Source organism: Tenacibaculum sp. SSH1-16, assembly GCF_040104435.1.
Taxonomy (GTDB): domain Bacteria; phylum Bacteroidota; class Bacteroidia; order Flavobacteriales; family Flavobacteriaceae; genus Polaribacter; species Polaribacter mesophilus.
Genome location: NZ_JBECOV010000016.1, coordinates 50,602 through 72,187, shown reverse-complemented (window position 1 = coordinate 72,187; position 21,586 = coordinate 50,602). Strand labels below are relative to the sequence as shown.

Here is a 21,586-nt window from a genome sequence, read left to right as displayed (position 1 = left end):
GATTCTATCATTTTAAACAAAATGAAAGGCACTAAACCATTTCACATTTTTTAAAATGACATTTTTGTTTATATAGTATTTCTATTCCATTTTTTTTAAAAAATATTGTAAACTAATTCGATTTGTGTAATTCTCTACAAAATCGTAACATTACAAGCCGAAAAAAATACCATACATGCAAGACGACAAAAACCTATCTAAAATTGAAATAGAAAATCAAAAAATAATTCAAAATAAAGAGTTGAGTATTTGGGAAGCTTTGATTCCTGTTTTCGCTTTAATAGGTATGCTTGCATATAATGTATATGTATTTGGAGACGATGCTTTAAGTGGAAGTAATCAATTTATTTTATTATTAGGTGGAGCTGTTGCGGCTATTGTAGGTTTTAAAAATAAAGTTTCCTACGAAAGAATGATTGAAGAAGTTGCTGAAAACATAAAATCAACAGCAGGTGCTATTTTAATTTTGTTAATGGTAGGTGCGCTTGCAGGAACATGGCTTGTAAGCGGTATTATACCTTCAATGATTTATTACGGGCTTCAAATTTTAAACCCGACTATCTTTTTAGTAGCTTGTTTAATAATATGTGCAGTTATATCTGTTGCCACTGGAAGTTCTTGGACAACTTCTGCAACAGTAGGTATAGCTTTAATTGGTATTGGTGAAGCTTTAGGTATTTCTTTAGGTATGACTGCTGGTGCAGTTTTATCTGGTGCTTATTTTGGCGACAAGATGTCTCCAATGTCAGACACTACAAACTTGGCTCCAGCCATGGCTGGAACAGATTTGTTTACACATATAAGATATATGACTTATACTACTGTACCTACATTTATAGTAACTATTATCTTTTTTGTTATTTTAGGATTTACCCAAACTACAACTGGTGACGCGAATACTCAACAAATGCTTAGCGACATTAACAAAGCTTTTAATATAACCCCATGGTTATTTCTTGTACCTGTATTAGTTTTAGTTCTAATTATTAAGAAGACACCTCCTTTAATCGCTCTTTTAGCTGGAACCATATTGGGTGGTGCTTTTGCTTTGATTTTTCAACCTCATGTTGTTTCTCAAATTTCTGGAGTTGAAAAGCTAGATTTTGAATCTGCCTACAGAGGAATAATGCAAGCTATAACCGTAGAAACCTCTGTAACTACTGATAATGAAGTGTTAAAAGATTTATTTACTGCCGGTGGTATGAAAAAAATGCTTGGAACCGTATGGTTAATTTTATTAGCAATGGTTTTTGGTGGGGTCATGGATGCTATTGGAGCCTTAGCTAAAATTAGCAGTTTTATGTTAAGCTTATTTGATTCAGTATTCGGATTATTTGCCAGTACTGTTGGTACATGTATAGGTTTAAATTTCACCGCTTCTGATCAATATTTAGCAATTGTTGTACCTGGAAAAATGTACGCACAAGCTTATAAAGATAAAGGGTTGGCTCCTGAAAACTTAAGTAGAACTTTAGAAGATTCTGGTACTGTTACCTCTGTTTTAATTCCTTGGAATACTTGCGGAGCTTATCATTCTGGTGTTTTAGGTGTTCCTGTTATAGATTATGCTTTTTATGCCATGTTTAATTGGCTAAGCCCTTTTACAACATTACTATTTGCTGCATTCAGAATTAAAATAAAACAACTAGCTTCTAAATAATAACGTTTATAAACCTCACCTTTCGTGAGGTTCTTTTTTTATGATTGTAAAAGCTCAAATACAAGACGCTAACTTATTAACTGAAATTGCCATAAGTTCAAAAGCATATTGGAGATATTCCAAAGAACAAATGGAAGAGTGGAAAAACGACTTAACAGTCTCCCCTAAAATGTTTACCAACTGTAATGTTTACAAATTTCAAGTTAACGATACTACAGCTGGTTTTTATGTTTTATATCGAGCTAATATTAGAACAAGTTTTTTAGATTTTTTATTTGTCTCCCCTAAATTTATAAACCAAGGAATTGGTTCTAAACTACTAGAACATGTAAAAAAATCTTGTATAGGCGGTTCTTGTGCTGTATTAAATGTTTTATCAGACCCAAACTCGGATGCTTTTTATTTAAAACATGGTTTTGAAATAATTGGGAAACGAGAGAGCAGTATTAAAGGACGTTTTTTATCTGAAATGGAGCTCTATTTTCCTGAAAACATGTAATAAAGTTGATACTATTAAAAGTACCCAAGGAGTTCCATGCAAAAAAACATCAAACCAATCCATAGACTGCATAGCGTGCTCTCCTGAAAAGGCATTCCCTCCTGCTATCCATTGTAACTTTCCAAAAATATGTGGTGGTCTAAAAGGTGCTAAACCTAAGGTTAAACTTGCTATTAAAAACAACTTCCAATTTTTTCGCAGCTTTTCTTTCATTTTATATAAACCAGTTCCACACTACTCCAAAACGAATTACGAAATCTCTATACGGGTAATTCGGAGCCGAAAAATAATTCTTTTTTAACACAAAAGAACTTATGTTATCTGCTTTAAAATAAATTCTAGTTCTACGAACCCTAGCATTGAAAAACAAATCTACTGTAGGATATCCTATTTCTGTGTCATTTTGTAAAGTAAACTCAGCTAATAAAGGGTTATACGCATTTGCTTTATATTTTGAAAAGTACCTAAATGTAGCTCCTATTTGTACCAACAAAGGTTTTCCTTTAAACCATTCATCTGTATAGTAAAGTGTATTACGAGTAACAAATTCTGGAACCCTAAAAACACTATTTCCACTTGCTACTTTTTGATACATTAAAGTGTTATCTAAAGCAAACTTTCCAAAGGTAAATTCTTTAGATGCCTTTGCCTTTAAATAGTTTACATCTCCTGAAAACTGTTTCGGTTGACCATTTTCATCAAAATACGTGTAATTACTAATATTAGTGATATCCAACGAAGCATTTCCCCATTTAGACTCAATAACCCCTCCCAATGTACGTGTCCCTATTTGAGAAAAATTATTTTCCCAATTAAAATCATCGTAACTACTTTGATGTAATAAAAAATTAAAATTAGGTAATTTGTTACTTATTCCTAACCTCCCTTTCACAGTAAGTACACTATCTTTTTTATAGAAAGCTTCCCCTGAAAGATAATTCCCTGACAATCGACCACTTCCTGGGGTAAGACTTCCAGAAGCATTTACATGAAAGTTCCCTATTCTTCCATTCCAATCAGCTCCAAACGAAATTGCATCTCCCTTCAGCTTATTCTTTGTAATTCCAACTGTATTATTCTGTAAGTTTTCATATCCATATGTATAATTTGATAATTCTGTTTTTACACGAAATTTTCCTAGTACATATTTTGAATTAAAATCTAAAAAAAACTGATTATTATATAGTAAATAAATAGTTTTATTATTAATATTACTCGAAATATTTGCATCACCAAACATATCTGATGCTGTACCTTGAGTAAATCGATAAAACTTAGAATCTCTAGTAAATGAATGCCCAAGTTTTAAATTAGAAAAGTCTTTTTGACTCACACTATCTTTTGAAGAAAGTAATTTAAAAGTATGTTCAAAGTATAATCTCTTAGCATCTAAAGTACTTTCAGCATTACCCAAATTCACATCCATTCTACCTCTGTTTCCGCTAAAATTAGGATCATCTGCTAAAAATGCCTCTAAAGAAGTTTCGGTTAGTCCTCCACTTTCTTGATTAAAAAAATCTTGATTTACAGCATGCCCTCTAATCCCGTATTGTCCTTTAGGAGTCTCGTAACTAAAACTAACCCTAAAATTACCCGTACTAGCTAAAGAACGCCTGTAAGCCCCTAAAGAACGAAGTCCTTTATAAGCTATCGAAACGTTAAATCGTTTAGAAAAATTTGTTGTAAAAAGCGCATCCAATACCTGACCTTGCTCTAACCCTGTACGATACATTATTTCTGTTGTAGGGGTGGGCACATGATAATAATTCACATCTTCAATTTCAAAATAATTGAACATTTTTGCTCTAAAACCTATATTAGGAAACTTAGAAATATTAGTAAAATCGTACCCTAAATTGTTAAAAGTTTGTCCTTGATTATGAAAAGCCAATAATTCAAAATTATCCTTTCTTAAGAAATTGAACTTATACTCTTTTTGAATTGTTAATGTGGTATCTACAATTGTAGTATCATTTTTATGTGATATAATTTTATAATCTGTGTACTTAGTTTTTCCACTCAGCTTTACATTTATTTCATTATCTGGTAGTGAATCCATATTTTGATTAAGCCCTCCTCTACCTCTACCAAACCCTCCTTCAATTGTTCTTATTTGGGCAAAAATTACCTGAACACTTATCAAACAAAAAAATACTAAGAAATTTTTCTTCATAACAACAAAAGTAAAATAATTTAACGACAAAAATCACGATTAATTTCTTTGAAAACTGTTAATTTGTAGCATGTTGCAATTAAACTATAGCGGGCATAAATTAGAAGCAGGAACAGATGAGGCTGGTAGAGGCTGTTTATCAGGACCTGTAGTTGCAGCAGCCGTAATTTTACCAGGTGATTTTCAGCATGAATTGCTAAACGACTCCAAGCAACTTTCTGAAAAAAAACGACAAAAACTTCGACCTTATATTGAAGAACATGCACTAGCTTTTGGAGTTTCTTTTATACATCAAGAAGAGGTTGATGAGCTAAACGTTTTACAAGCATCTATTACTGGAATGCATCGTTCAATAGAACAATTAAATGTACAACCTGAGTTTATTATTGTTGACGGAAACAAGTTCAAACCCTATCAAGAAACTCCACATAAAACCATTGTAAAAGGCGACGCTAAATTTATGAGTATCGCAGCTGCTTCTGTACTTGCCAAAACCTATCGTGATGAGTATATGGAGAAAATTCATCAAGAATTTCCGCAGTATAACTGGCAGAAAAACAAAGGATATCCTACAAAAGAACATCGCGAAGCTATTCGTCAATTTGGAGCAACTCCCTATCACCGAAAATCATTTAAATTGTTGCCAGAACAATTAAAATTGAAACTTTAATTTTTCTATTTTTGTCTTCCAATTTTTTTAGAAGATGATTAAAAGAACTCGTACCGAAATTAACAAATGTATCATTCACAAAGTAGCTAACAAATATAATAGCGGGCAGAATGCCTTTTCTGAAAGTCTAGTGCGTTTTGATGAAGAAAGTTACGAATTGTTACTCCCTTTTTTACTGAAGCCTTTCGGTTCAGTTACTCAGAGTTACCGCTTTAGTCATCATGCTGATGTTCGTCTAAACGAAATCAATAAATATACTTCTGATATTTTTGAAGATGATAGCAACGAAGTTTTTATTGAACATTCTAAAAACATTGTTAATCACCTATACGAACAATCAAACTCTGCCAATATTAAAACGGGGGATGTAATTGTAGCTTATTTTGAAGGCATTGAATATAAAGATGTTTTAACTGAGGCCGTTGGTGTTTTTAAAATTGAAAGTAAGGTAGACTTCTTTCAAACCTATTTAGATGACGATAGTTTTGATGTAGTAGTTCAAAAAGGAATTTCAACAAAAAGATTGGATAAGGGTTGTTTAATTTTAAACTCTACTGATGCAGAAGGAACTGTCGTTTTATCGGTAGATAACAACCAATATGATGCGCAATACTGGATTAAAAACTTCTTAAGTGTTAAATATGCTGATGATCGTAACTTACATACTCAAAATTACTTAGAAATGTGCAAAGAGTTTTCTGAAGAGGTTATAAAACCTGAATTTGGAAAACAAGAACAAAGTAATTTCTTAGCCAATACTGTTGATTACTTTAAAGAGCATGAAAGTGTAGATTATCATGGCTTCAAAGATGAAATTTTTGAAGAAGACAAGCATAAAGATCTTTTTGAAGATTACAAGCAGCACTTTGAAAAATTAAACGATGTACTAATTCGTAATAATTTTGAAGTATCTGATGTTGTTTTAAAGAAAGAAAAAAGTAAGTTTAAAACTGAAATTAAATTAGACACCAATATTCAAATTAAAATTGATGTTGATGCTCCTGATGCTTCTGCTGAATATTTAGAACAAGGATACGATGAAGACAAGAAAATGAAGTTTTATAAGGTGTATTATAATACTGAGAAGTAAAAAGTTAGTTTAACTCCGAAATTTCTTTTTCCAATCTTTTTTCTAACTCTTTCAATTCTTTTAGTTTTTTCTTATCCTGATGTCTGCTAGAAAAATGATAAAGAATGCAGAAAATCATATAAATAGTTGCGTAAAGCATTACTAACTTTAAATAACTATATTCTGTTTTTTGCAGCATTGATTTTTTATTAGAAAAAGAATGCCCCACACCATAAGTTGGAGCCCAAAAGCTAAAAACAATACCAGCAGCAATTACTTTCCATCTGTGTCTTAACAAAAAATCTTGCTGCCTGATAACGTTCTCTATTTTATATCTTGTTGCTTGTAAATGTTTTTCTTTGTAATATTTAGCAGACATTTTATTCTAAATATAAAAAACTATTCCTTTTCAGCCATTTTTTTTACATAATCGGTAATAATCACAATAGTTTGTGCTCCCACTTTACCTTCAATATATTTAGCATTTTCAGGATCTAACGAAATTCTACGTACAGCAGTTCCTTGCTTTGCTACCATGCTAGAACCTTTTACTTTTAAATCTTTAATCAACACAACATTATCTCCTGCTTGTAAAATAGCTCCGTTTACATCTCTATGAATTATTTTTTCACTTTCATCTAAATGCTCACCTGTAGCTTCTGCAAAACGTAACTCTTCATCTTCTAAATACATCATATCTAACAAATCTTGTGACCATCCATCTTTTTTGACACGGTGTAACATTCTCCAAGCCACAACTTTCACTGCTCTAAACTCACTCCACATACTATCATTTAAACAACGCCAGTGATTAGCGTCTGTAGCTTCTGAGTTTTCAATTTGCTCAATACAAGTACTACAAGCCAACAAACTCCCATCAACTCCTCCTGTTGAAATTGGTGGTACTTCATAAATTGACAAATCGCTTTTTGATCCGCATAATTCACATTGATTTCCGCTTCTATCTTGTAATTCTTGTAATAAACTCATTTTATTCTTTTTTTGCTTCGCAAAAGTACATTTTTAATTATATATTTAGGCTATGTTATTAGAAAGCGAACGACTAATTATTAAGGAAGCTCTAGTGAGCGATGCACCTTTTTATTTTCAACTATTTAATGATCCTGATTGGATTCAATTTATAGGAGATAAAAATTTAAAATCTATTGAAGAAACCCGTATCTACCTAAAGGATACTTTGTTTAAAAACTCTAAATTAAATGGACTTGGTTTTTTCACGGTTATTTCAAAAGAAACCAACAAACCCATTGGAGCCTCTACAGCATTGCAAAGAGACAAGTTAGATTTTATTGATATTGGATACGCATTTTTACCCGAAGGAAGAGGTAAAGGATATGCAACAGAGGCTACAAAACTAATTATTGAATACGTCCGTACTAAATTCAAACAAGACAAAGTATTAGCTTTGACGATGCCAAAAAATGAAAAATCTCAAAAACTATTAAAAAACCTAGGTTTTGAGTTTATTGGGATGCAACAAGTTTTTGAAGACGGGGAAGATTGTGTATTTGAGTATGTTTTTTAACTCAAATACAAATCAATTAACCCTTCTGGAGTTTCTACCTTAATAGTTTTAGTATCTCTATCTACTTTTTTAATAAAGTCATCAATCATAGGAATGAAAATCTCTTTTCCTTCTCTATCAATTTCAAATAAAGGTTGCGCTGAAGAGTCATTAATACTTACTATATTTCCCACCTCTCCAAAAGAAGTATCAACAACCTTAAAACCTATCACTTCATGATAATAAAACTTATCTCCAGAAAGTTTAGGAAGCATATCTAATGGCAGGTAAACTTCAGAACGTAAAATAGCCTCGGCATCTGCCTCCGTATCAACATCCTCAAATTTCACTCTAAACATAGTTCCTTTACTCAGGGAAGATTTTTCAATAAAAAAAGGAATCAGATTATTGCCTAAATCGACAAAAACTGATTCCAAATTTTCGTAAAGATCGGGTTCATCAGTATCTAACTTAATAACTACCTCACCCTTAAAACTATGTTTTTTAACGATTTTGCCAAGATAAAAGCAATCTTCTTTTTGCATCATCGTAGTACAGTTTTTATTCTTCGCTATCAGCACCTGATTCAGCAGCAGCATCCTCGCTATCTTCTACAGCAGGAGTTGCAGCAGCTATACGTGCTTCGTTTACAGCTTTTTCAGCTTCTAAAGCTTTTGCTTTAGCGTCAGCTTCAGCTTTTGCTAAACCTTCTGTTTTACCAGCAACTTTAGCTGCTTTTTCTTCTAACCAAGCAGTAAATTTAGCTTCTGCTTGCTCTTCAGTTAAAGCACCTTTCTTAACTCCACCAGCTAAGTGATTCTTTAATAAAGCTCCTTTATAAGATAAAATAGCTCTAGCAGTATCAGTTGGTTGAGCACCATTTTGTAACCACTTTACAGCTCCGTCAACATCTAAATCGATAGTTGCAGGATTAGTATTTGGATTGTAAGTTCCGATTTTTTCTAAGAAACGACCGTCTCTTTTAGCTCTTGAATCAGCAGCTACTACCCAATAAAATGGTTTTCCTTTTTTACCGTGTCTTTGTAATCTAATTTTTACAGGCATAATTTTAATTTTTAAGGTTCGCGACCTTGGTTATTAATAAATCTTATTATCTCGTAATAAGTGGGCGCAAAATTATAAAATATTTTTCAAATAACACCTAAAAAGATTTTTTATTAAAATAAAAAAGAGCCTGTTAAACAGACTCTTAAGAAAAATAAATTGTGAGATATATTATAATACTCTAACGCTAACTGCGTTTAATCCTTTTTTTCCTTCTTTAAGTTCAAACTCAACAGTATCACCTTCTCTAATCTCATCGATTAAACCTGATACGTGTACAAAATGTTCTGTGTTTGATCCTGACTCTGTAATAAATCCAAAACCTTTAGATTCATTGAAGAACTTTACTGTTCCTTCTTTCATTGTAAAAAATATTATATTAAAGTACAAATGTAATCTTATTAATTGATTATCAATCACTTTTTTTCATTTTTATTTTAAAATTAACCTACACTTAACATCTATTTACTGATTACAATCAGCTATTCAAGCCTTTACATTAAGTAAAAACACTCGTTAATAACTTCTCTTAATAACAATGTAAATTCTTCGTATTTTTACACTTTGTTTTATCCAAAACACTTCAATAAGTAATTTTGCCCATGTATTTAATTTTCGATACCGAAACTACTGGATTACCAAAAAGCTGGAATGCTCCAATAACCGATACCGACAACTGGCCTAGAGCCATACAAATTGCGTGGCAATTACATGATGAATTAGGAAATTTAATTGAACACAATGACTTCTTAATACAACCTGACGGGTTCAATATTCCGTACGATGCAGAACGTATTCACGGAATTTCTACTGATTTAGCTATCGAACAAGGAATTCAATTGAGTGAAGGGTTAGAACTATTCAACAAGGCATTACAAAAAACGAAGTTTATTGTTGGTCAAAATGTTGGTTTTGATGTCAACATTATGGGGTGTGAGTTTCATCGTTTAGGTGTTGAAAACAATTTAACAGAATTACCTGTTTTGGATACTTGTACCGAGCATACGGCACAATTATGTCAAATTCCTGGTGGTCGTGGAGGAAAGTTTAAACTTCCAACTCTTACCGAATTACACAATCATTTATTCGGAACAGGTTTTGGAGAAGCACATAACGCTACTGCCGATGTAGAAGCAACTACAAGATGTTTCTTAGAATTAATTCGTTTACGTCAGTATACAGAAGAACAGTTAGACGTTCCTTCTGATTATTTTCAACGTTATACAGAAGCAAATCCGAACCCAATACAGGTAATCGGACTTAAGCACTTAAACCTTAAAAAGGAAAGTGAAAAAATCCGTAAAAGAAAGTCATCTGAAACTGAAGAAGCTAATACAATTTCTACCGCAGAAGGATTAGCAGAGCTTGAAGGTGTTAAGTTTGCTCACTTACACAACCATACACAGTATTCTGTTTTACAGTCTACCATTCAAATTGGTAACATAGTAAATGCCGCTGCTAAAGATAATATGTCTGCAGTTGCCATGACTGATACTGGTAACATGATGGCTGCTTTCCATTTTGTACAGGCTGTATTAGGGCACAACAAAGCAGCTGAAGCGGCTAATAAAGAAGCCTTAGAAAAAGGAGAAGAACCTACACAAAGTGTTTTAAAACCTATCGTAGGTTGTGAATTTAATGTTTGTGAAGACCATACCAATAAAAGTCAAAAAGACAATGGATATCAAGTCGTTTTACTTGCTAAAAATAAAAAGGGATACCACAATTTAGCAAAAATGTCTTCCATTGCTTTCGTGGATGGTTTTTACTATGTTCCTAGAATCGACAAAAAAGTTATTGAGCAATACAAAGAAGATGTAATTGTATTAACAGGAAATTTATATGGTGAAGTTCCTAGTAAAATATTAAATGTAGGTGAAGCTCAAGCAGAAGAAGCTTTACTTTGGTGGAAAGAACAATTCGGAGAAGATTTATATATCGAATTGATGCGTCACGGACAAGAAGATGAAAGAGTTGTGAACGAAACTCTACTTTCATTCTCTAAAAAGCATGATATTAAAATTGTTGCTACGAACAATACTTTTTACTTAGATAAAGAAGACGCCAATGCTCACGATATTTTATTGTGTGTAAAAGATGGTGAAAAACAAGCTACTCCTAAAGGTCGAGGAAGAGGCTATCGTTATGGTTTACCTAACGACGAATACTACTTTAAATCTACTGAAGAGATGAAAAAACTCTTTGCTGATTTACCTGAGGCTATTATTAACATTCAAGAAATTGTAGATAAAATAGAACCTTTTGGTTTAGCTCGTGATGTATTATTACCTGCTTTTGATATTCCAGAAGAGTTTAGAGATGAAAAAGATCTTGAAGATGGAGGAAAAAGAGGTGAAAATAATTTTTTACGTCATTTAACCTATGAAGGAGCCAAAAAACGTTATGGAGAAATTACCGATAAAATCCGAGAACGTTTAGATTTTGAGCTTGATGTAATTGCTAAAACAGGGTACCCTGGATATTTCTTGATTGTAGAAGATTTTATTCGAGAAGCACGAAACATGGATGTATCAGTAGGTCCAGGACGTGGTTCTGCAGCTGGTTCGGTAGTTGCTTATTGTTTGTGGATTACTAATATAGATCCTATCCAGTACGACTTACTTTTTGAGCGTTTCTTAAACCCTGAACGTGTATCGATGCCCGATATTGATATCGACTTTGACGATGAAGGTCGTAGCCGCGTAATGGATTATGTAATTGAGAAATATGGTGCTAACCAAGTAGCACAAATTATTACCTATGGTACCATGGCAGCTAAATCATCTGTACGTGATACTGCTCGTGTACTTGACTTACCTCTATTTGAAGCCGATAGAATTGCCAAGTTAATTCCAGGAATGAAATTGAAAAAAATCTTTTCTTTAGATGAGAAAGGATTAAAAGAAAAACTTCGTTCTGAAGAAATAGAAATGGTAAATGAGCTAAAAGCTATTGCCAATGGTAATGGTCTGGAAGCAGAAACCATTAACAAAGCTAGAATTTTAGAAGGTTCAGTTCGTAATACTGGAATTCACGCTTGTGGGGTGATTATCACTCCTGATGATATTACCAAATTCGTACCGGTATCTGTTGCAAAAGATTCCGACATGTATGTTACTCAGTTTGACAACTCAGTAGTAGAAAGTGCAGGATTATTAAAAATGGATTTTTTGGGGTTAAAAACATTAACCCTAATCAAGGATACAGTAAAAATTGTAAAAGCACGCCATGGGGTAGAACTTGACCCTGAGAATTTCCCTATTGATGATAAAGAAACTTATGCACTTTTCCAACGTGGGGAAACCGTAGGTATATTCCAATACGAATCTCCTGGGATGCAAAAGTACATGCGTGAGTTAAAACCTACGGTTTTTGCTGACTTAATTGCAATGAACGCCTTGTATCGTCCTGGTCCTTTAGAATATATTCCTTCTTTTATTAGAAGAAAACATGGGGACGAGGAAATTCAGTACGACCTTCCTGCAATGGAAGAATATTTAGCAGAAACCTACGGAATTACAGTATATCAGGAGCAAGTAATGTTACTTTCGCAAAAGTTAGCTGATTTTACCAAAGGTGAAGCCGATGTACTTCGTAAAGCAATGGGTAAAAAGCAAGCTGCTGTACTAGCGAAAATGAAACCTAAGTTTGTGAATCAAGCAAAGGCCAATGGTCATGATGAAAAAGCCCTAGAGAAAATCTGGAAGGACTGGGAAGCTTTCGCATCTTATGCTTTTAACAAATCGCACTCTACTTGTTATGCTTGGATTGCTTATCAAACCGCTTATTTAAAGGCCCACTACCCTGCTGAATACATGGCAGCAGTACTTTCCAACAACATGAACGACATTAAAACGGTTTCGTTTTTTATGGAGGAATGTAAACGCATGGGGTTAGAGGTATTGGGTCCAGATGTAAATGAATCGTATGCTAAATTTTCTGTAAATAAAGATGGCGCTGTTCGTTTTGGTATGGCGGCAATTAAAGGTGTAGGTGGTTCAGCTGTAAAAGCAATTATTGATGAACGCAAAGAAAATGGGCATTACATTTCTATTTTTGATGTAGCCAAACGTGTTGATTTACGTGTTGCTAACAAAAAAGCTTTTGAAGGTTTAGTATTAGCTGGTGGTTTTGATTCCTTTACAGATACTCACAGAGCGCAGTATTATGTGAAAGATGAAAAAGGACAAACTTTTTTAGAAAAGGCTATTCGTTTTGGTAATAAGTTTCAAGAAAATCAGAATTCATCTCAGGTATCTTTATTTGGAGAAGCTTCGGATGTTGATTTACCTGAACCTTTAATTCCTGAATGTGAAACTTGGGGAACTATGGAATTGTTAGCTCGTGAAAAAGAAGTAGTAGGAATGTATATTTCTGCACATCCACTTGATGATTTTAAAAACGAACTAAAGTTCTGCAACGCTTCTCTAGCACATTTTAAAAACATCGCTCAATATGAAGGTTTAGGGCTTTCTTTTGCTGGAATTGTTACTGATGTACAGCATCGTGTATCAAAAGCAGGTAAAGGATGGGCTGCTTTTACAATGGAAGATTATAACGATAGTTTTGAATTCCGAATTTTTGGTGAAGATTACTTAAAGTTTAAACACTTTTTGGTTCCAAATTCATTCCTATTTATCAAAACTACGATCAAATCTGGTTGGACTAATAAAGAAGGTGTGAAAGGTGAACCTAGAGTTGGATTTAATGAGTTTTTACTATTACACGATATTATGGATAAAATGTGTAAAAAACTCACCATAAAAATTCCTCTACAAGAAGTAAAAGACAACACTATAAAAGAACTACAACACTTGTTTGCTACTAACAAAGGCTCACAAAGTTTGTATTTTACCATTTGGGATGCCGAAGAAAAAATAGAGTTAAACTTACCTAGTAGAACAACTAAAATTAAAGTGTCTAGTGAGTTTTTAAAAGCATTAGACGAACAGTTTATAAATTATAAGTTGAATTAATAACCAAAATGCTACCTAGTTATCAAAACAGTATCGACCTATTAACAAATGTAGCTAACCAAAAGTTATATAAACAACTCATAGTTCAACTTAACAAAGATTTTAGTCTAACTGGATTTGATTTAGATTTTTCTGCAAATAGCACCCCTTCTGAGTTAAAAGAGCAACTTCAAAAATCAGTAAAGGAATTAATTTTACATGATTTTAATTCTTATACTAATCTTTTATACCGTATAGATGTTTCTGAAAAAGACACACAAAATATCGAGTCAACAGATATTAATGTATACACCGAATGTCTTACTTTTTTGATTTTAAAAAGAGTTTGGAAAAAGGTTTGGTTTAAAAATCAGTTTACCAAATAAAGCTTTAGGCTGTAATTTCTTCTATAATAGCATCCAAATTATGATTTTCTTCAAAATCGCCCAACCATGTTGCTGTTTCTTCGTGATTTAAAAAACTATTGAATGCTTCTCTAACTGCTATTTTGTTTTGTTGTGGTAAATTTTCAATTACTTCTGTTAAGTTACTTAATAAGTGTTTAGGAGAAGTATTTTCTTCATATAACTTAAATGCTAATTTACCTGTTATATCTAAAAACTTTATATAATTTGCTTTCGTAGTTATAGGTGTATTTATTCCTAATCTTTCAAAAACTTCTTTTACTACTCCTGAAGTTTGTCTTCCCCAAATACCATCTACCAAAATTTCTTCTTTATATATATGCTTTAAAACTAATTGTAAATACAGCGTTTCTGATTTTGATGTTTCATTATAATCAACAGGTACACTCGTATCAACATGCCAATGATCTTTATGATTTGGATAATAATAATTTAATACAATACCAAAGTGCTTTCTTAAAAAGGACTCTATCCCAAGATATAACTCTTTTTGATGAATAAAATTAGTTGTAACTAAGGTTTCATCACTCCAAAAAACAGCATCTAAGTCAAATGCTTTTCCGTGCCCGTGTTGCCCTGGTTTATCAACAAAAATTCCTGCAGTCGTAATTACTTCAGGTATCCCTAGAGGACAATGCTCAAAAACTTCTTGAAGTGCATTTTCTAAAATACTTAAGAAACTTTCATCAATTGAAAAATTACGTTGCTCTCCTCTTGTTCCATAAGGGTGATTCGTTAATCTGGCATAATGTAGAGGAATACCATTTATATTATTGATTGTTTTCATTATTTCTCTTTTTAAAGTTTGATATTAATTGTTTTTCCTTCTTTTGTATATTCTCTCTTAATACCTTCTATTAAATATTGTTTTTGTATTGTTTCTTTCTTATTAGCAATAGTTTGTAAACATGCATATTGAATAATGTTCACTATATTAGAACCTGTTAAACTAAACTTCTTAGCTAACTCTTCTACGCTTACAGTATCTTCTAACTCAACGTTATCTGGCAAGTTATTTTCCCATAACATTAATCTTTCTGTATAACCAGGAGCTTCAAACTCTATAATATTATTAAAACGTCTGGTAAAAGCTGTATCAATATTGTTTTTAAAATTTGAAGCCAAAATAATTAGTCCTGGATGCGACTCTATTCGCTGTAATAAATAAGAGACTTCTTGATTAGCATATTTATCATGAGCATCTCTTACATTTGTTCTTTTACCAAAAATTGAATCGGCTTCATCAAAAAATAAAATCCAATCTTGGTTAATGGATTTATCAAATAGTTTGGACAAGTTTTTTTCTGTTTCTCCTATGAATTTTGAAACAACCATTGACAAGTCTACTCTGTAAACATCTTTACCTGTGTATTTTCCAAGTAAACTAGCTGTTAGTGTTTTTCCTGTTCCTGGAATTCCACAAAACAAAACTCTATATCCGGGTTTTATTTTTGTTTTCATTCCCCAATCATTTAACAGTATCTCCTTATATGCTAACCAGCTTTCTATTTCTTTAACATCGTTCAATGTTTTTTCTTGTAATACTAAATCTTTCCACTCTAAATCTGTAGTAATTAAACTTGCAGGAAAATCTTGACTCATTTGTGGTTTTAATTCTTTCCCTGTTAAAAACAAGTGTACATATTCCTCTGCCAAAATTAGCTTACCACTCATTAAAGGCTCTTCTTCAAGTTGCTTTTCAATTCTCAACACCTTATCTCTAAACAATTTACTTTCACTTAAAATAAATTGTAAACCTCTTTCTCTTGAAGCAAAATCATTACCTCCTAAAATATATAGGGCAGTTTCACCTGTAGGTATAATTCCTCTATGATTTTTCCCTTTTACTCCTCCAAACTCTGGAAACTCACCTCCTTGTGGCAAAAACTCACTAATGATATTGTTTAAAAAATTTGGAAACATGTGAGGTACAAAAGCCAGTAGTAATAGAATAACATCTTCAGTTACTAAATTTTTATCATTCATAAAAGCAATCACAGGAGAAGGTACTCCATTGTAGTTTAATTCAAAATTTGGTTGCTTATACCCATTAAATTCACTATCAATTCTATTGGTAATAAAATCTTGCAGTACTTTAAATACTCCTATTTTATTTATTTGATCTACCTCTATGTACATAATTACCTTATTTTATAATTTCTTTTTTTTCGTTCCGTCATTAGCAAATTTTGCTTTATAATTTTCTATAGATGCATCATAACCCTGATCGGTCCCAATAGATAGCTCTGTACCTGCTGCATTTTTAGAGAAATCACTTCCTAGTTTTTTGTATTTGTCTTTATCGTATCGTTTGTCTTTTTCCATTTCTACACCAGTTGTTTGTAGATTATCTCCTTCAACCTCTGTATCGTCTTTAGAAGCAATTCCCTTTGATTTGTATGTAGTATTTAAAAACTGACCTGGTAAGTTATCAATATCCATAGTCATAGCTTGTTGTAAAGCCTTTGTCAAAGTGCTTTTCGCCTTTGTTTTAATTTTCTCGTCTACCTTTTTCTTCCCTTTATTGTCTTTACCGAATTCCGTATCTAAAACTCCTTTTAGTTGATTGTTAACATTTGCATCATCCTTTATTTTTGCAGTAACTTCCATATTAAAGTTTGTTCCTCTAGATTTGAAGAAAGAGGCCAATTTATTCTCAACATGTGCCATTTCTTTTTGATTATACATTGGTGATGATGGATAAATATTCATTGCCGAATTAACTCCTGAACCTCCAAATTGATCTCCAATAATATGAGCATTATCAAATCCTGGAGTACCATCTTTTCCTGCTGATCCTCCATCCCATTTTCCTCTTCCAATTCCATCTGGCTTACTTGACAAATTGAATCCTTTTACTTTTCTAGTTTGTACTTTGTCTGAAATACCTTTTATAGCCTCATCAAAAGTGATATTTATCTCAAATGTTGGACTATCTTCTCCTGCTTTTGCTTCCTTTGCGTCTCCAGCTCTTTTTGTCTTATATTTGGCTGTATATACTCCATTCTTTTCCGTTAATTCCATTTCATCTGGAATAAAGTTTCCATGTGCTGGTTTGTAAGACTTGGATTTTCCTTTTTTTAAGACTCCTTCTTCAGCTCCATCACTTTCAATGTATATATTAGGATATGAACCAAATCCTTTTCCTGTTCTAAACTTATAGCTAGAATTTCTCTTATCAAGAATATAAACTTGTTTCTTGTCTATTTTATTAATATCTGTTTTTAATGCTTTTGTAAAAGACTCTAATGGAATACCTTCTTTATCTACCACCTTTTTATTTAAGTATTGATTTAGCAACGGTAAATTATCCTTTTCATCTCCTTTTGCTTGTACCTTACCGGTAGTATCATTAGGTGCTATTTTAATTTTAATATCTACATCGTTATCTTCTTTATCTTTAGCTAATGCATTAAACTTTATATCTAAATTTATTCCTTTTTTTAATTGTGGTTGGTATTTATTTTCTAGGGTTTTAGCTTCTTTCTTTTTTCTTGCATAAAACTTATCAAACGGTTCTCCTTTTTTTGCTTTTTCTCCTAATTTCTTTTCTATCTTACCTACAATCTTTTTATGTTTCGCTTTATCTTTTGCTGTTAATTTTGCTGGTTTTTGCTTTTTATTATCATCTTTTATCTTTTTTGCATGCCCTTTTTGGGGTTTCTTTTTCCCTAAAATCTTATTAAAGATTTTTTTAGCTTTTTTAATAACTTTATTAATGGCTTTGTCTATTTTCTTTCTAACTTTTTTAATTATTTTTTGGATTTTTCCGGTGAGTCCTGTTACTCCAACCAAAGCAGCTAAAAAGCCTATTAATACTGGAATTGCTTTGGCTAAAGCAGTTTCAATACCTTTTGCTACGGCTTTAACATTTCCTTCTGCTAGTGCTTTAATACTATTTATAAATGCTGTAACTAATTCAAATATTTGTGCCGCCCTTTCAACAAAAAACTTTACAATATCTATAATCATCATCGCTGCTTTTACAAAAGCTCCTGCTGGACTTAACAAGCCCATAACCCATTTTATACCCGCTTCAATAACTTTGGTGATTATCATATCTCGAATGGCATCCATAACCATTTCTTTGAGATTACTAAACTGTTCCTTTATATACTCCCAAAGCCCCATTACACCATCTTTTCTAACTATCTGAAAAATTTCAACAGCTTTTTCCATACCAGCAACCACGGGCTCTCCTAATAACTTTACTGCTTTACTCCTAAAATAATCCCATGTCAATCCTAACATTTGAGTTACTAAGCTGAATATTCCTGAAAGACTAAATAAATTATCTGGTAAAGTAATACCTACATTACCTAGTGAACCTGTAAGCCATTCTATTACTCCCTTAATCATGTGTTTTTTGATATTGTTCCCAAAATCAACAAAACCTTGTTTAACTCCTTGTATTAGATTACTTAAAAACCCTATTGGGTCAGAAATTATAGCTCCTATTGCACTTACAGCTGCTGCTAGTAGATTAAGCAGCATATCCTTTATTTTTAAAATAGTTTTTATAACACCAGCTAATGCATTTAAAGCAGCGCCAATCCAACCGGCACTTACGCTTTCTTTTATTTCATTAAACTTTTCTTGTAAACTATCAACATTTTCTTTGTATGACTGTGCTAAATCAGCCGCTAATTCTTCCTGTTTTTCATAAACAGTATCTTCTAAATCTGCATACTGGTCATTAAAATCACTATAAGCATCTTCCGCTAATTTCTTTTGCGACTCGTCTAAACTGTCAAATTTCTCTTTTGATTTTTTCTTTCCTTCTGCAATAGCATCTAAAGCTCCATTCAATCCATCAGCTATGATAATTGAAATATCATCAAGAACCGAGTTCATTTTACTGATAAACTTTGCTTTTTCAACTCTAAATAATTTATCTATAGCTTCCGTATCTTCACCAAAAATCCAATCATCTATTACTGTCCATCCATAAATTTCGCCTAAGCCATCTTCAACATTTTCTTCAAAGGTTTTTTGAGCGCTCTCTGCTTCTTCACTAAACTTTTTATCTACATCTTCTGAGAGCTTCTCTAAACTTTCTGTAACTGTCTTTTTTGTCTCTTCATAAATTGCTTCAAATTCAGCGTATATTTTTTCTTGCTCTGTTTTATCATTTGTCTTATTCTCCGTTTGATTAGCTAAAACATTATTCTCTGACAATACTTTAGCTGCTTGCATTTGATCTAACCCCTCTTTACTATTTACAGCCGCTGTTTTTTGAGCTACTCCTAACTGAACTTGTTCTTTTTTTCTATACTTTACTGGCGCTAACTTTGCTTCGGTTTGGGCATTGTTCTTTTCTTCTAAAGCTCCTGTAAATTTAGGTTCATTAGATTTTGCTAATTGTTCATCCGTTACCTTATTTTCAGCCATATAATCGTCTAATGACTGACTTTCTTTTTCCATTGAGATCTCTTGAGATGTCTTAGGTTTTGGAATTGCTGCTTTAGCATTTAATGGTTTTGGAGTATTCCCTGGATTTGTAGGAGGTAATGGAACAGCTTCTACTGTTAGTTGTCCTGAAGCAGGAGCTGGTTTATCTGCCTCAGATTTCATTGGTCCTGCTAACTTATCGCTTTCAGCTGTAACTTGACCTGATATATTTTCCTTTATGCCTTGAATAGGCTTCTCATCTCTAAACTCTTGTGCTTCTTCTGAATTTTTAGGAAGTTGCTTTTCTAAATCATCTAAATTCTTTTCTAAAAGTTTTTTAAACGATTCTGGTGTAAATGGCTCTCTCTTTTTTTCTTCTTCAGAGGTTGCTGATAATGAATCTGCATGTGCTTGCTGATCGTTTTTAGCTGATTGTACAGCTGCTGATGGGTGACCTGCTTGCTGCTGTTCACCTACCTTAGATTCTGGATCTGGATGTTGTGATTTTTCTTCTTTTACCTTTTCTGTTTTTTTTATTTGTTGTTGAAAAGCGGGATCATCTTCTGGCTTTGTTGGTGCTTTAGGTATTTTTTTTTCTTTAACTGCTCCTTCTTCTTTTTTATCTTTTTCTGAGGTTTCTTCCTTTTCTTTTTTTCCTTCTTTAGCTTCTATTTTTACTTGAGTAGTGTTATTACTTTTCGGTTCTGTCACAGAAACACTTGCATCTTTTGCACTATTTTTCACCCCATTAAAAGATTGCTTTTCTGCTACTTTTTTAAGAGTCTCAACTTTATCTCCTCCTTCTTTTTTTTCACCTTTTTCTTTTTCAGAAGCTTCTAAAACTGATGCTTTTTGAGTTACTGACTCTTCTTTTTTTATTTTTTTAGGTTCTTTTAGCGCAACTTCCTCTTGTTTTTTTTCAGGTTTGATTACCTTCATTTCTGGCTTAATAAAAGATGATGCTTCCTTACTTTTTAAAGAAGGATTAGAAGGTTTTGCTATATTTTGTTTTGCTCTAAACATTACTTATTGTCTTTACTGCCAAATACGGTAGTTTGCATCAAGCTTTAAATGAGATCTTGAATAGATTTTTATATAATAACTATCTCCAGGTGTAACACTAGCTATAGAAAAATTTAATGTGCCTGGTATATTAGGCCCTAACCTTTTGCTTCCTATTCGAGTATCCCATATTGTTCCACACTTAAATACCTGTACGCTAAAATCCTCAGCACCAAGCCATGGACCTGGAAGTGTATTGTAATCTACTGATACTCGAACATTCAATGCCGAACTACTTGGTGGAACGAATGTTTCTGAATAACAAGTATGTACAAATCCACTCCTGCATCTTCCTGAATGGGGTAGCGGATTAGTTTGAGAGCACTCAGGATCGGAAAGTTTTTGAATTTTCTTCTGCACCATTCCTTTTTGTTGAATGGTATGTGTTAACTCATGCGCTAACAAATGTTTTCCTTCTTTGGAGTTTGGACTGTATTTTCCTTCGTTAAAATAGATATCGTTTCCATGCGTAAATGCCTGTGCTCCTATTTCTTGACTCATTTGTGCTGCTTCTGAGTTGTTATGGATATTTACACGGCTAAAATCGGCTCCAAAACCTGACTCCATTTCACTTCGTGTTTGTGCATCCATTTTTTGACCTCCTTTTTCTCTTTTTAACTTACTTTCAAAAGAAGGTTTATTTTTTGTTGAAGTAGATTTTTCCGTTTTTGACTGCACCGCTTCCTCTTCTTCTTGCTTTTGTACTTTCTCTTCTTTTTCACAATCATCGCACTTCGATTGTATTGTTTCTTCCTCTTCTTTACTTTGCACCGCTTCCTCCTCCATCTTTTGAACGGGTTGCTCGTCTTCAGTAGTTTCCATTTTTTGTACTAAAGGTGTTACTTCAGAAGCCAATGGTTTTTGTTGAATTTCTTCTTCATTTTCTTTTTTTTGTATTGAATTAGCTTCATTATTATTTCCTACAACTTTATCAGCCATATTATCTGCTTCAACTTCATATTGATCTCCTTTTCTTCCAAATGCTAGCTTCGGCTGAATAAACAAATCCTTTTTTTTATCTTTTGCTTGAACGTTATTAGCTTCTGGTTTTTTATCTCTTTTAAACATGACTTTTAAAGTTTTAGTTATATT

General features: G+C 32.7%; 18 protein-coding genes. 7 read left to right on the top strand and 11 right to left on the bottom strand.

All coding sequences use genetic code 11. From position 1 onward, the window contains the following. The first annotated feature begins 175 nt into the window (after nucleotides 1-175). Together nhaC and ABMY20_RS15050 are read left to right on the top strand one after the other, a co-directional pair. Nucleotides 176-1,660: a Na+/H+ antiporter NhaC gene (nhaC, locus tag ABMY20_RS15055; protein WP_047790283.1), complete on the top strand. Its 1,485-nt coding sequence runs from the start codon at nucleotides 176-178 to the stop codon at nucleotides 1,658-1,660. Between the two features lie 40 nt (nucleotides 1,661-1,700). Further along, the gene (locus ABMY20_RS15050; RefSeq protein ID WP_349265684.1) at nucleotides 1,701-2,159 is read left to right on the top strand and encodes a GNAT family N-acetyltransferase; all 459 of its coding nucleotides are present in this window, start codon (nucleotides 1,701-1,703) and stop codon (nucleotides 2,157-2,159) included. Here ABMY20_RS15050 and ABMY20_RS15045 read toward each other — a convergent pair. Beyond that, a complete protein-coding gene (locus ABMY20_RS15045; RefSeq protein WP_073182596.1) occupies nucleotides 2,121-2,372 on the bottom strand; it encodes a hypothetical protein in 252 nt (83 codons plus the stop codon). The two genes, ABMY20_RS15050 and ABMY20_RS15045, sit on opposite strands and share 39 nt — an antisense overlap. 1 nt (nucleotide 2,373) lies before the next feature. Next, nucleotides 2,374-4,332, bottom strand: coding sequence for a putative porin (locus ABMY20_RS15040; RefSeq protein WP_349265683.1), 1,959 nt, complete (start codon nucleotides 4,330-4,332; stop codon nucleotides 2,374-2,376). Between the two features lie 70 nt (nucleotides 4,333-4,402). Here ABMY20_RS15040 and ABMY20_RS15035 point away from each other — a divergent pair, with 70 nt between their 5' ends. Together ABMY20_RS15035 and ABMY20_RS15030 are read left to right on the top strand one after the other, a co-directional pair. Next, nucleotides 4,403-5,002 (top strand): ribonuclease HII, encoded by a 600-nt coding sequence (locus tag ABMY20_RS15035; RefSeq protein ID WP_281980639.1) that lies wholly within the window; start codon nucleotides 4,403-4,405, stop codon nucleotides 5,000-5,002. A gap of 34 nt (nucleotides 5,003-5,036) precedes the next feature. Next, nucleotides 5,037-6,092 carry a nucleoid-associated protein gene (locus tag ABMY20_RS15030; RefSeq protein ID WP_125066673.1) on the top strand — a complete coding sequence of 352 codons (1,056 nt, stop codon included), beginning with the start codon at nucleotides 5,037-5,039 and terminating at the stop codon, nucleotides 6,090-6,092. A 4-nt stretch (nucleotides 6,093-6,096) separates the two neighbouring features. Here the strand turns inward: ABMY20_RS15030 and ABMY20_RS15025 are convergent, their stop codons facing one another. Further along, nucleotides 6,097-6,450, bottom strand: coding sequence for a hypothetical protein (locus ABMY20_RS15025; RefSeq protein ID WP_349265682.1), 354 nt, complete (start codon nucleotides 6,448-6,450; stop codon nucleotides 6,097-6,099). 20 nt (nucleotides 6,451-6,470) lie between these two features. Further along, entirely contained in the window at nucleotides 6,471-7,061 is a 591-nt protein-coding gene (locus tag ABMY20_RS15020; protein ID WP_047790290.1) for an alkylphosphonate utilization protein, read from the bottom strand. Between the two features lie 52 nt (nucleotides 7,062-7,113). Here ABMY20_RS15020 and ABMY20_RS15015 point away from each other — a divergent pair, with 52 nt between their 5' ends. Beyond that, nucleotides 7,114-7,617 (top strand): GNAT family N-acetyltransferase, encoded by a 504-nt coding sequence (locus ABMY20_RS15015; RefSeq protein ID WP_073182593.1) that lies wholly within the window; start codon nucleotides 7,114-7,116, stop codon nucleotides 7,615-7,617. On the opposite strand, the gene rimM is transcribed toward ABMY20_RS15015, so the two are convergent. The 3 genes from rimM to ABMY20_RS15000 all read right to left on the bottom strand — a co-directional run bounded on the left by rimM (nucleotide 7,614) and on the right by ABMY20_RS15000 (nucleotide 9,024). Continuing rightward, nucleotides 7,614-8,141 (bottom strand): ribosome maturation factor RimM, encoded by a 528-nt coding sequence (rimM, locus tag ABMY20_RS15010; RefSeq protein WP_173359428.1) that lies wholly within the window; start codon nucleotides 8,139-8,141, stop codon nucleotides 7,614-7,616. The genes ABMY20_RS15015 and rimM overlap by 4 nt on opposite strands. A 16-nt stretch (nucleotides 8,142-8,157) precedes the next feature. Then, on the bottom strand, nucleotides 8,158-8,661 hold the full coding sequence (locus ABMY20_RS15005; protein WP_047790292.1) for a 30S ribosomal protein S16: 504 nt from the start codon (nucleotides 8,659-8,661) through the stop codon (nucleotides 8,158-8,160). Nucleotides 8,662-8,832: 171 nt separating this feature from the next. Then, nucleotides 8,833-9,024: a cold shock domain-containing protein gene (locus tag ABMY20_RS15000; RefSeq protein WP_028891302.1), complete on the bottom strand. Its 192-nt coding sequence runs from the start codon at nucleotides 9,022-9,024 to the stop codon at nucleotides 8,833-8,835. Between the two features lie 239 nt (nucleotides 9,025-9,263). On the opposite strand from ABMY20_RS15000, the gene dnaE reads away from it, so the two are divergent. Then, a complete protein-coding gene (dnaE, locus tag ABMY20_RS14995) occupies nucleotides 9,264-13,637 on the top strand; it encodes a DNA polymerase III subunit alpha (protein ID WP_349265681.1) in 4,374 nt (1,457 codons plus the stop codon). An 8-nt stretch (nucleotides 13,638-13,645) separates the two neighbouring features. Further along, the gene (locus ABMY20_RS14990; RefSeq protein WP_047790294.1) at nucleotides 13,646-14,002 is read left to right on the top strand and encodes a hypothetical protein; all 357 of its coding nucleotides are present in this window, start codon (nucleotides 13,646-13,648) and stop codon (nucleotides 14,000-14,002) included. Nucleotides 14,003-14,006: 4 nt separating this feature from the next. On the opposite strand, the gene ABMY20_RS14985 is transcribed toward ABMY20_RS14990, so the two are convergent. The 4 genes from ABMY20_RS14985 to ABMY20_RS14970 are packed head-to-tail and all read right to left on the bottom strand — an operon-like array spanning nucleotide 14,007 to nucleotide 21,562. Then, nucleotides 14,007-14,828, bottom strand: a complete 822-nt coding sequence (locus ABMY20_RS14985; protein ID WP_349265680.1) for a hypothetical protein — start codon at nucleotides 14,826-14,828, stop codon at nucleotides 14,007-14,009. An 11-nt stretch (nucleotides 14,829-14,839) separates the two neighbouring features. Next, complete coding sequence (locus ABMY20_RS14980) at nucleotides 14,840-16,180, bottom strand: ATP-binding protein (protein WP_349265679.1); 1,341 nt, start codon at nucleotides 16,178-16,180, stop codon at nucleotides 14,840-14,842. 12 nt (nucleotides 16,181-16,192) lie between these two features. After that, nucleotides 16,193-20,455 carry a DNA/RNA non-specific endonuclease gene (locus ABMY20_RS14975; RefSeq protein WP_349265678.1) on the bottom strand — a complete coding sequence of 1,421 codons (4,263 nt, stop codon included), beginning with the start codon at nucleotides 20,453-20,455 and terminating at the stop codon, nucleotides 16,193-16,195. 12 nt (nucleotides 20,456-20,467) lie between these two features. Beyond that, entirely contained in the window at nucleotides 20,468-21,562 is a 1,095-nt protein-coding gene (locus tag ABMY20_RS14970) for a DUF4157 domain-containing protein (protein ID WP_349265677.1), read from the bottom strand. Between the last annotated feature and the right edge of the window lie 24 nt (nucleotides 21,563-21,586).

What these genes read in the sequence shown, in the direction of transcription:
- nhaC (WP_047790283.1), top strand. Translation starts at nt 176, where the DNA reads ATGCAAGACGACAAAAACCTATCTAAAATTGAAATAGAAAATCAAAAA.
- ABMY20_RS15050 (WP_349265684.1), top strand. Translation starts at nt 1,701, where the DNA reads ATGATTGTAAAAGCTCAAATACAAGACGCTAACTTATTAACTGAAATT.
- ABMY20_RS15045 (WP_073182596.1), bottom strand. Translation starts at nt 2,372, where the DNA reads ATGAAAGAAAAGCTGCGAAAAAATTGGAAGTTGTTTTTAATAGCAAGT.
- ABMY20_RS15040 (WP_349265683.1), bottom strand. Translation starts at nt 4,332, where the DNA reads ATGAAGAAAAATTTCTTAGTATTTTTTTGTTTGATAAGTGTTCAGGTA.
- ABMY20_RS15035 (WP_281980639.1), top strand. Translation starts at nt 4,403, where the DNA reads ATGTTGCAATTAAACTATAGCGGGCATAAATTAGAAGCAGGAACAGAT.
- ABMY20_RS15030 (WP_125066673.1), top strand. Translation starts at nt 5,037, where the DNA reads ATGATTAAAAGAACTCGTACCGAAATTAACAAATGTATCATTCACAAA.
- ABMY20_RS15025 (WP_349265682.1), bottom strand. Translation starts at nt 6,450, where the DNA reads ATGTCTGCTAAATATTACAAAGAAAAACATTTACAAGCAACAAGATAT.
- ABMY20_RS15020 (WP_047790290.1), bottom strand. Translation starts at nt 7,061, where the DNA reads ATGAGTTTATTACAAGAATTACAAGATAGAAGCGGAAATCAATGTGAA.
- ABMY20_RS15015 (WP_073182593.1), top strand. Translation starts at nt 7,114, where the DNA reads ATGTTATTAGAAAGCGAACGACTAATTATTAAGGAAGCTCTAGTGAGC.
- rimM (WP_173359428.1), bottom strand. Translation starts at nt 8,141, where the DNA reads ATGCAAAAAGAAGATTGCTTTTATCTTGGCAAAATCGTTAAAAAACAT.
- ABMY20_RS15005 (WP_047790292.1), bottom strand. Translation starts at nt 8,661, where the DNA reads ATGCCTGTAAAAATTAGATTACAAAGACACGGTAAAAAAGGAAAACCA.
- ABMY20_RS15000 (WP_028891302.1), bottom strand. Translation starts at nt 9,024, where the DNA reads ATGAAAGAAGGAACAGTAAAGTTCTTCAATGAATCTAAAGGTTTTGGA.
- dnaE (WP_349265681.1), top strand. Translation starts at nt 9,264, where the DNA reads ATGTATTTAATTTTCGATACCGAAACTACTGGATTACCAAAAAGCTGG.
- ABMY20_RS14990 (WP_047790294.1), top strand. Translation starts at nt 13,646, where the DNA reads ATGCTACCTAGTTATCAAAACAGTATCGACCTATTAACAAATGTAGCT.
- ABMY20_RS14985 (WP_349265680.1), bottom strand. Translation starts at nt 14,828, where the DNA reads ATGAAAACAATCAATAATATAAATGGTATTCCTCTACATTATGCCAGA.
- ABMY20_RS14980 (WP_349265679.1), bottom strand. Translation starts at nt 16,180, where the DNA reads ATGTACATAGAGGTAGATCAAATAAATAAAATAGGAGTATTTAAAGTA.
- ABMY20_RS14975 (WP_349265678.1), bottom strand. Translation starts at nt 20,455, where the DNA reads ATGTTTAGAGCAAAACAAAATATAGCAAAACCTTCTAATCCTTCTTTA.
- ABMY20_RS14970 (WP_349265677.1), bottom strand. Translation starts at nt 21,562, where the DNA reads ATGTTTAAAAGAGATAAAAAACCAGAAGCTAATAACGTTCAAGCAAAA.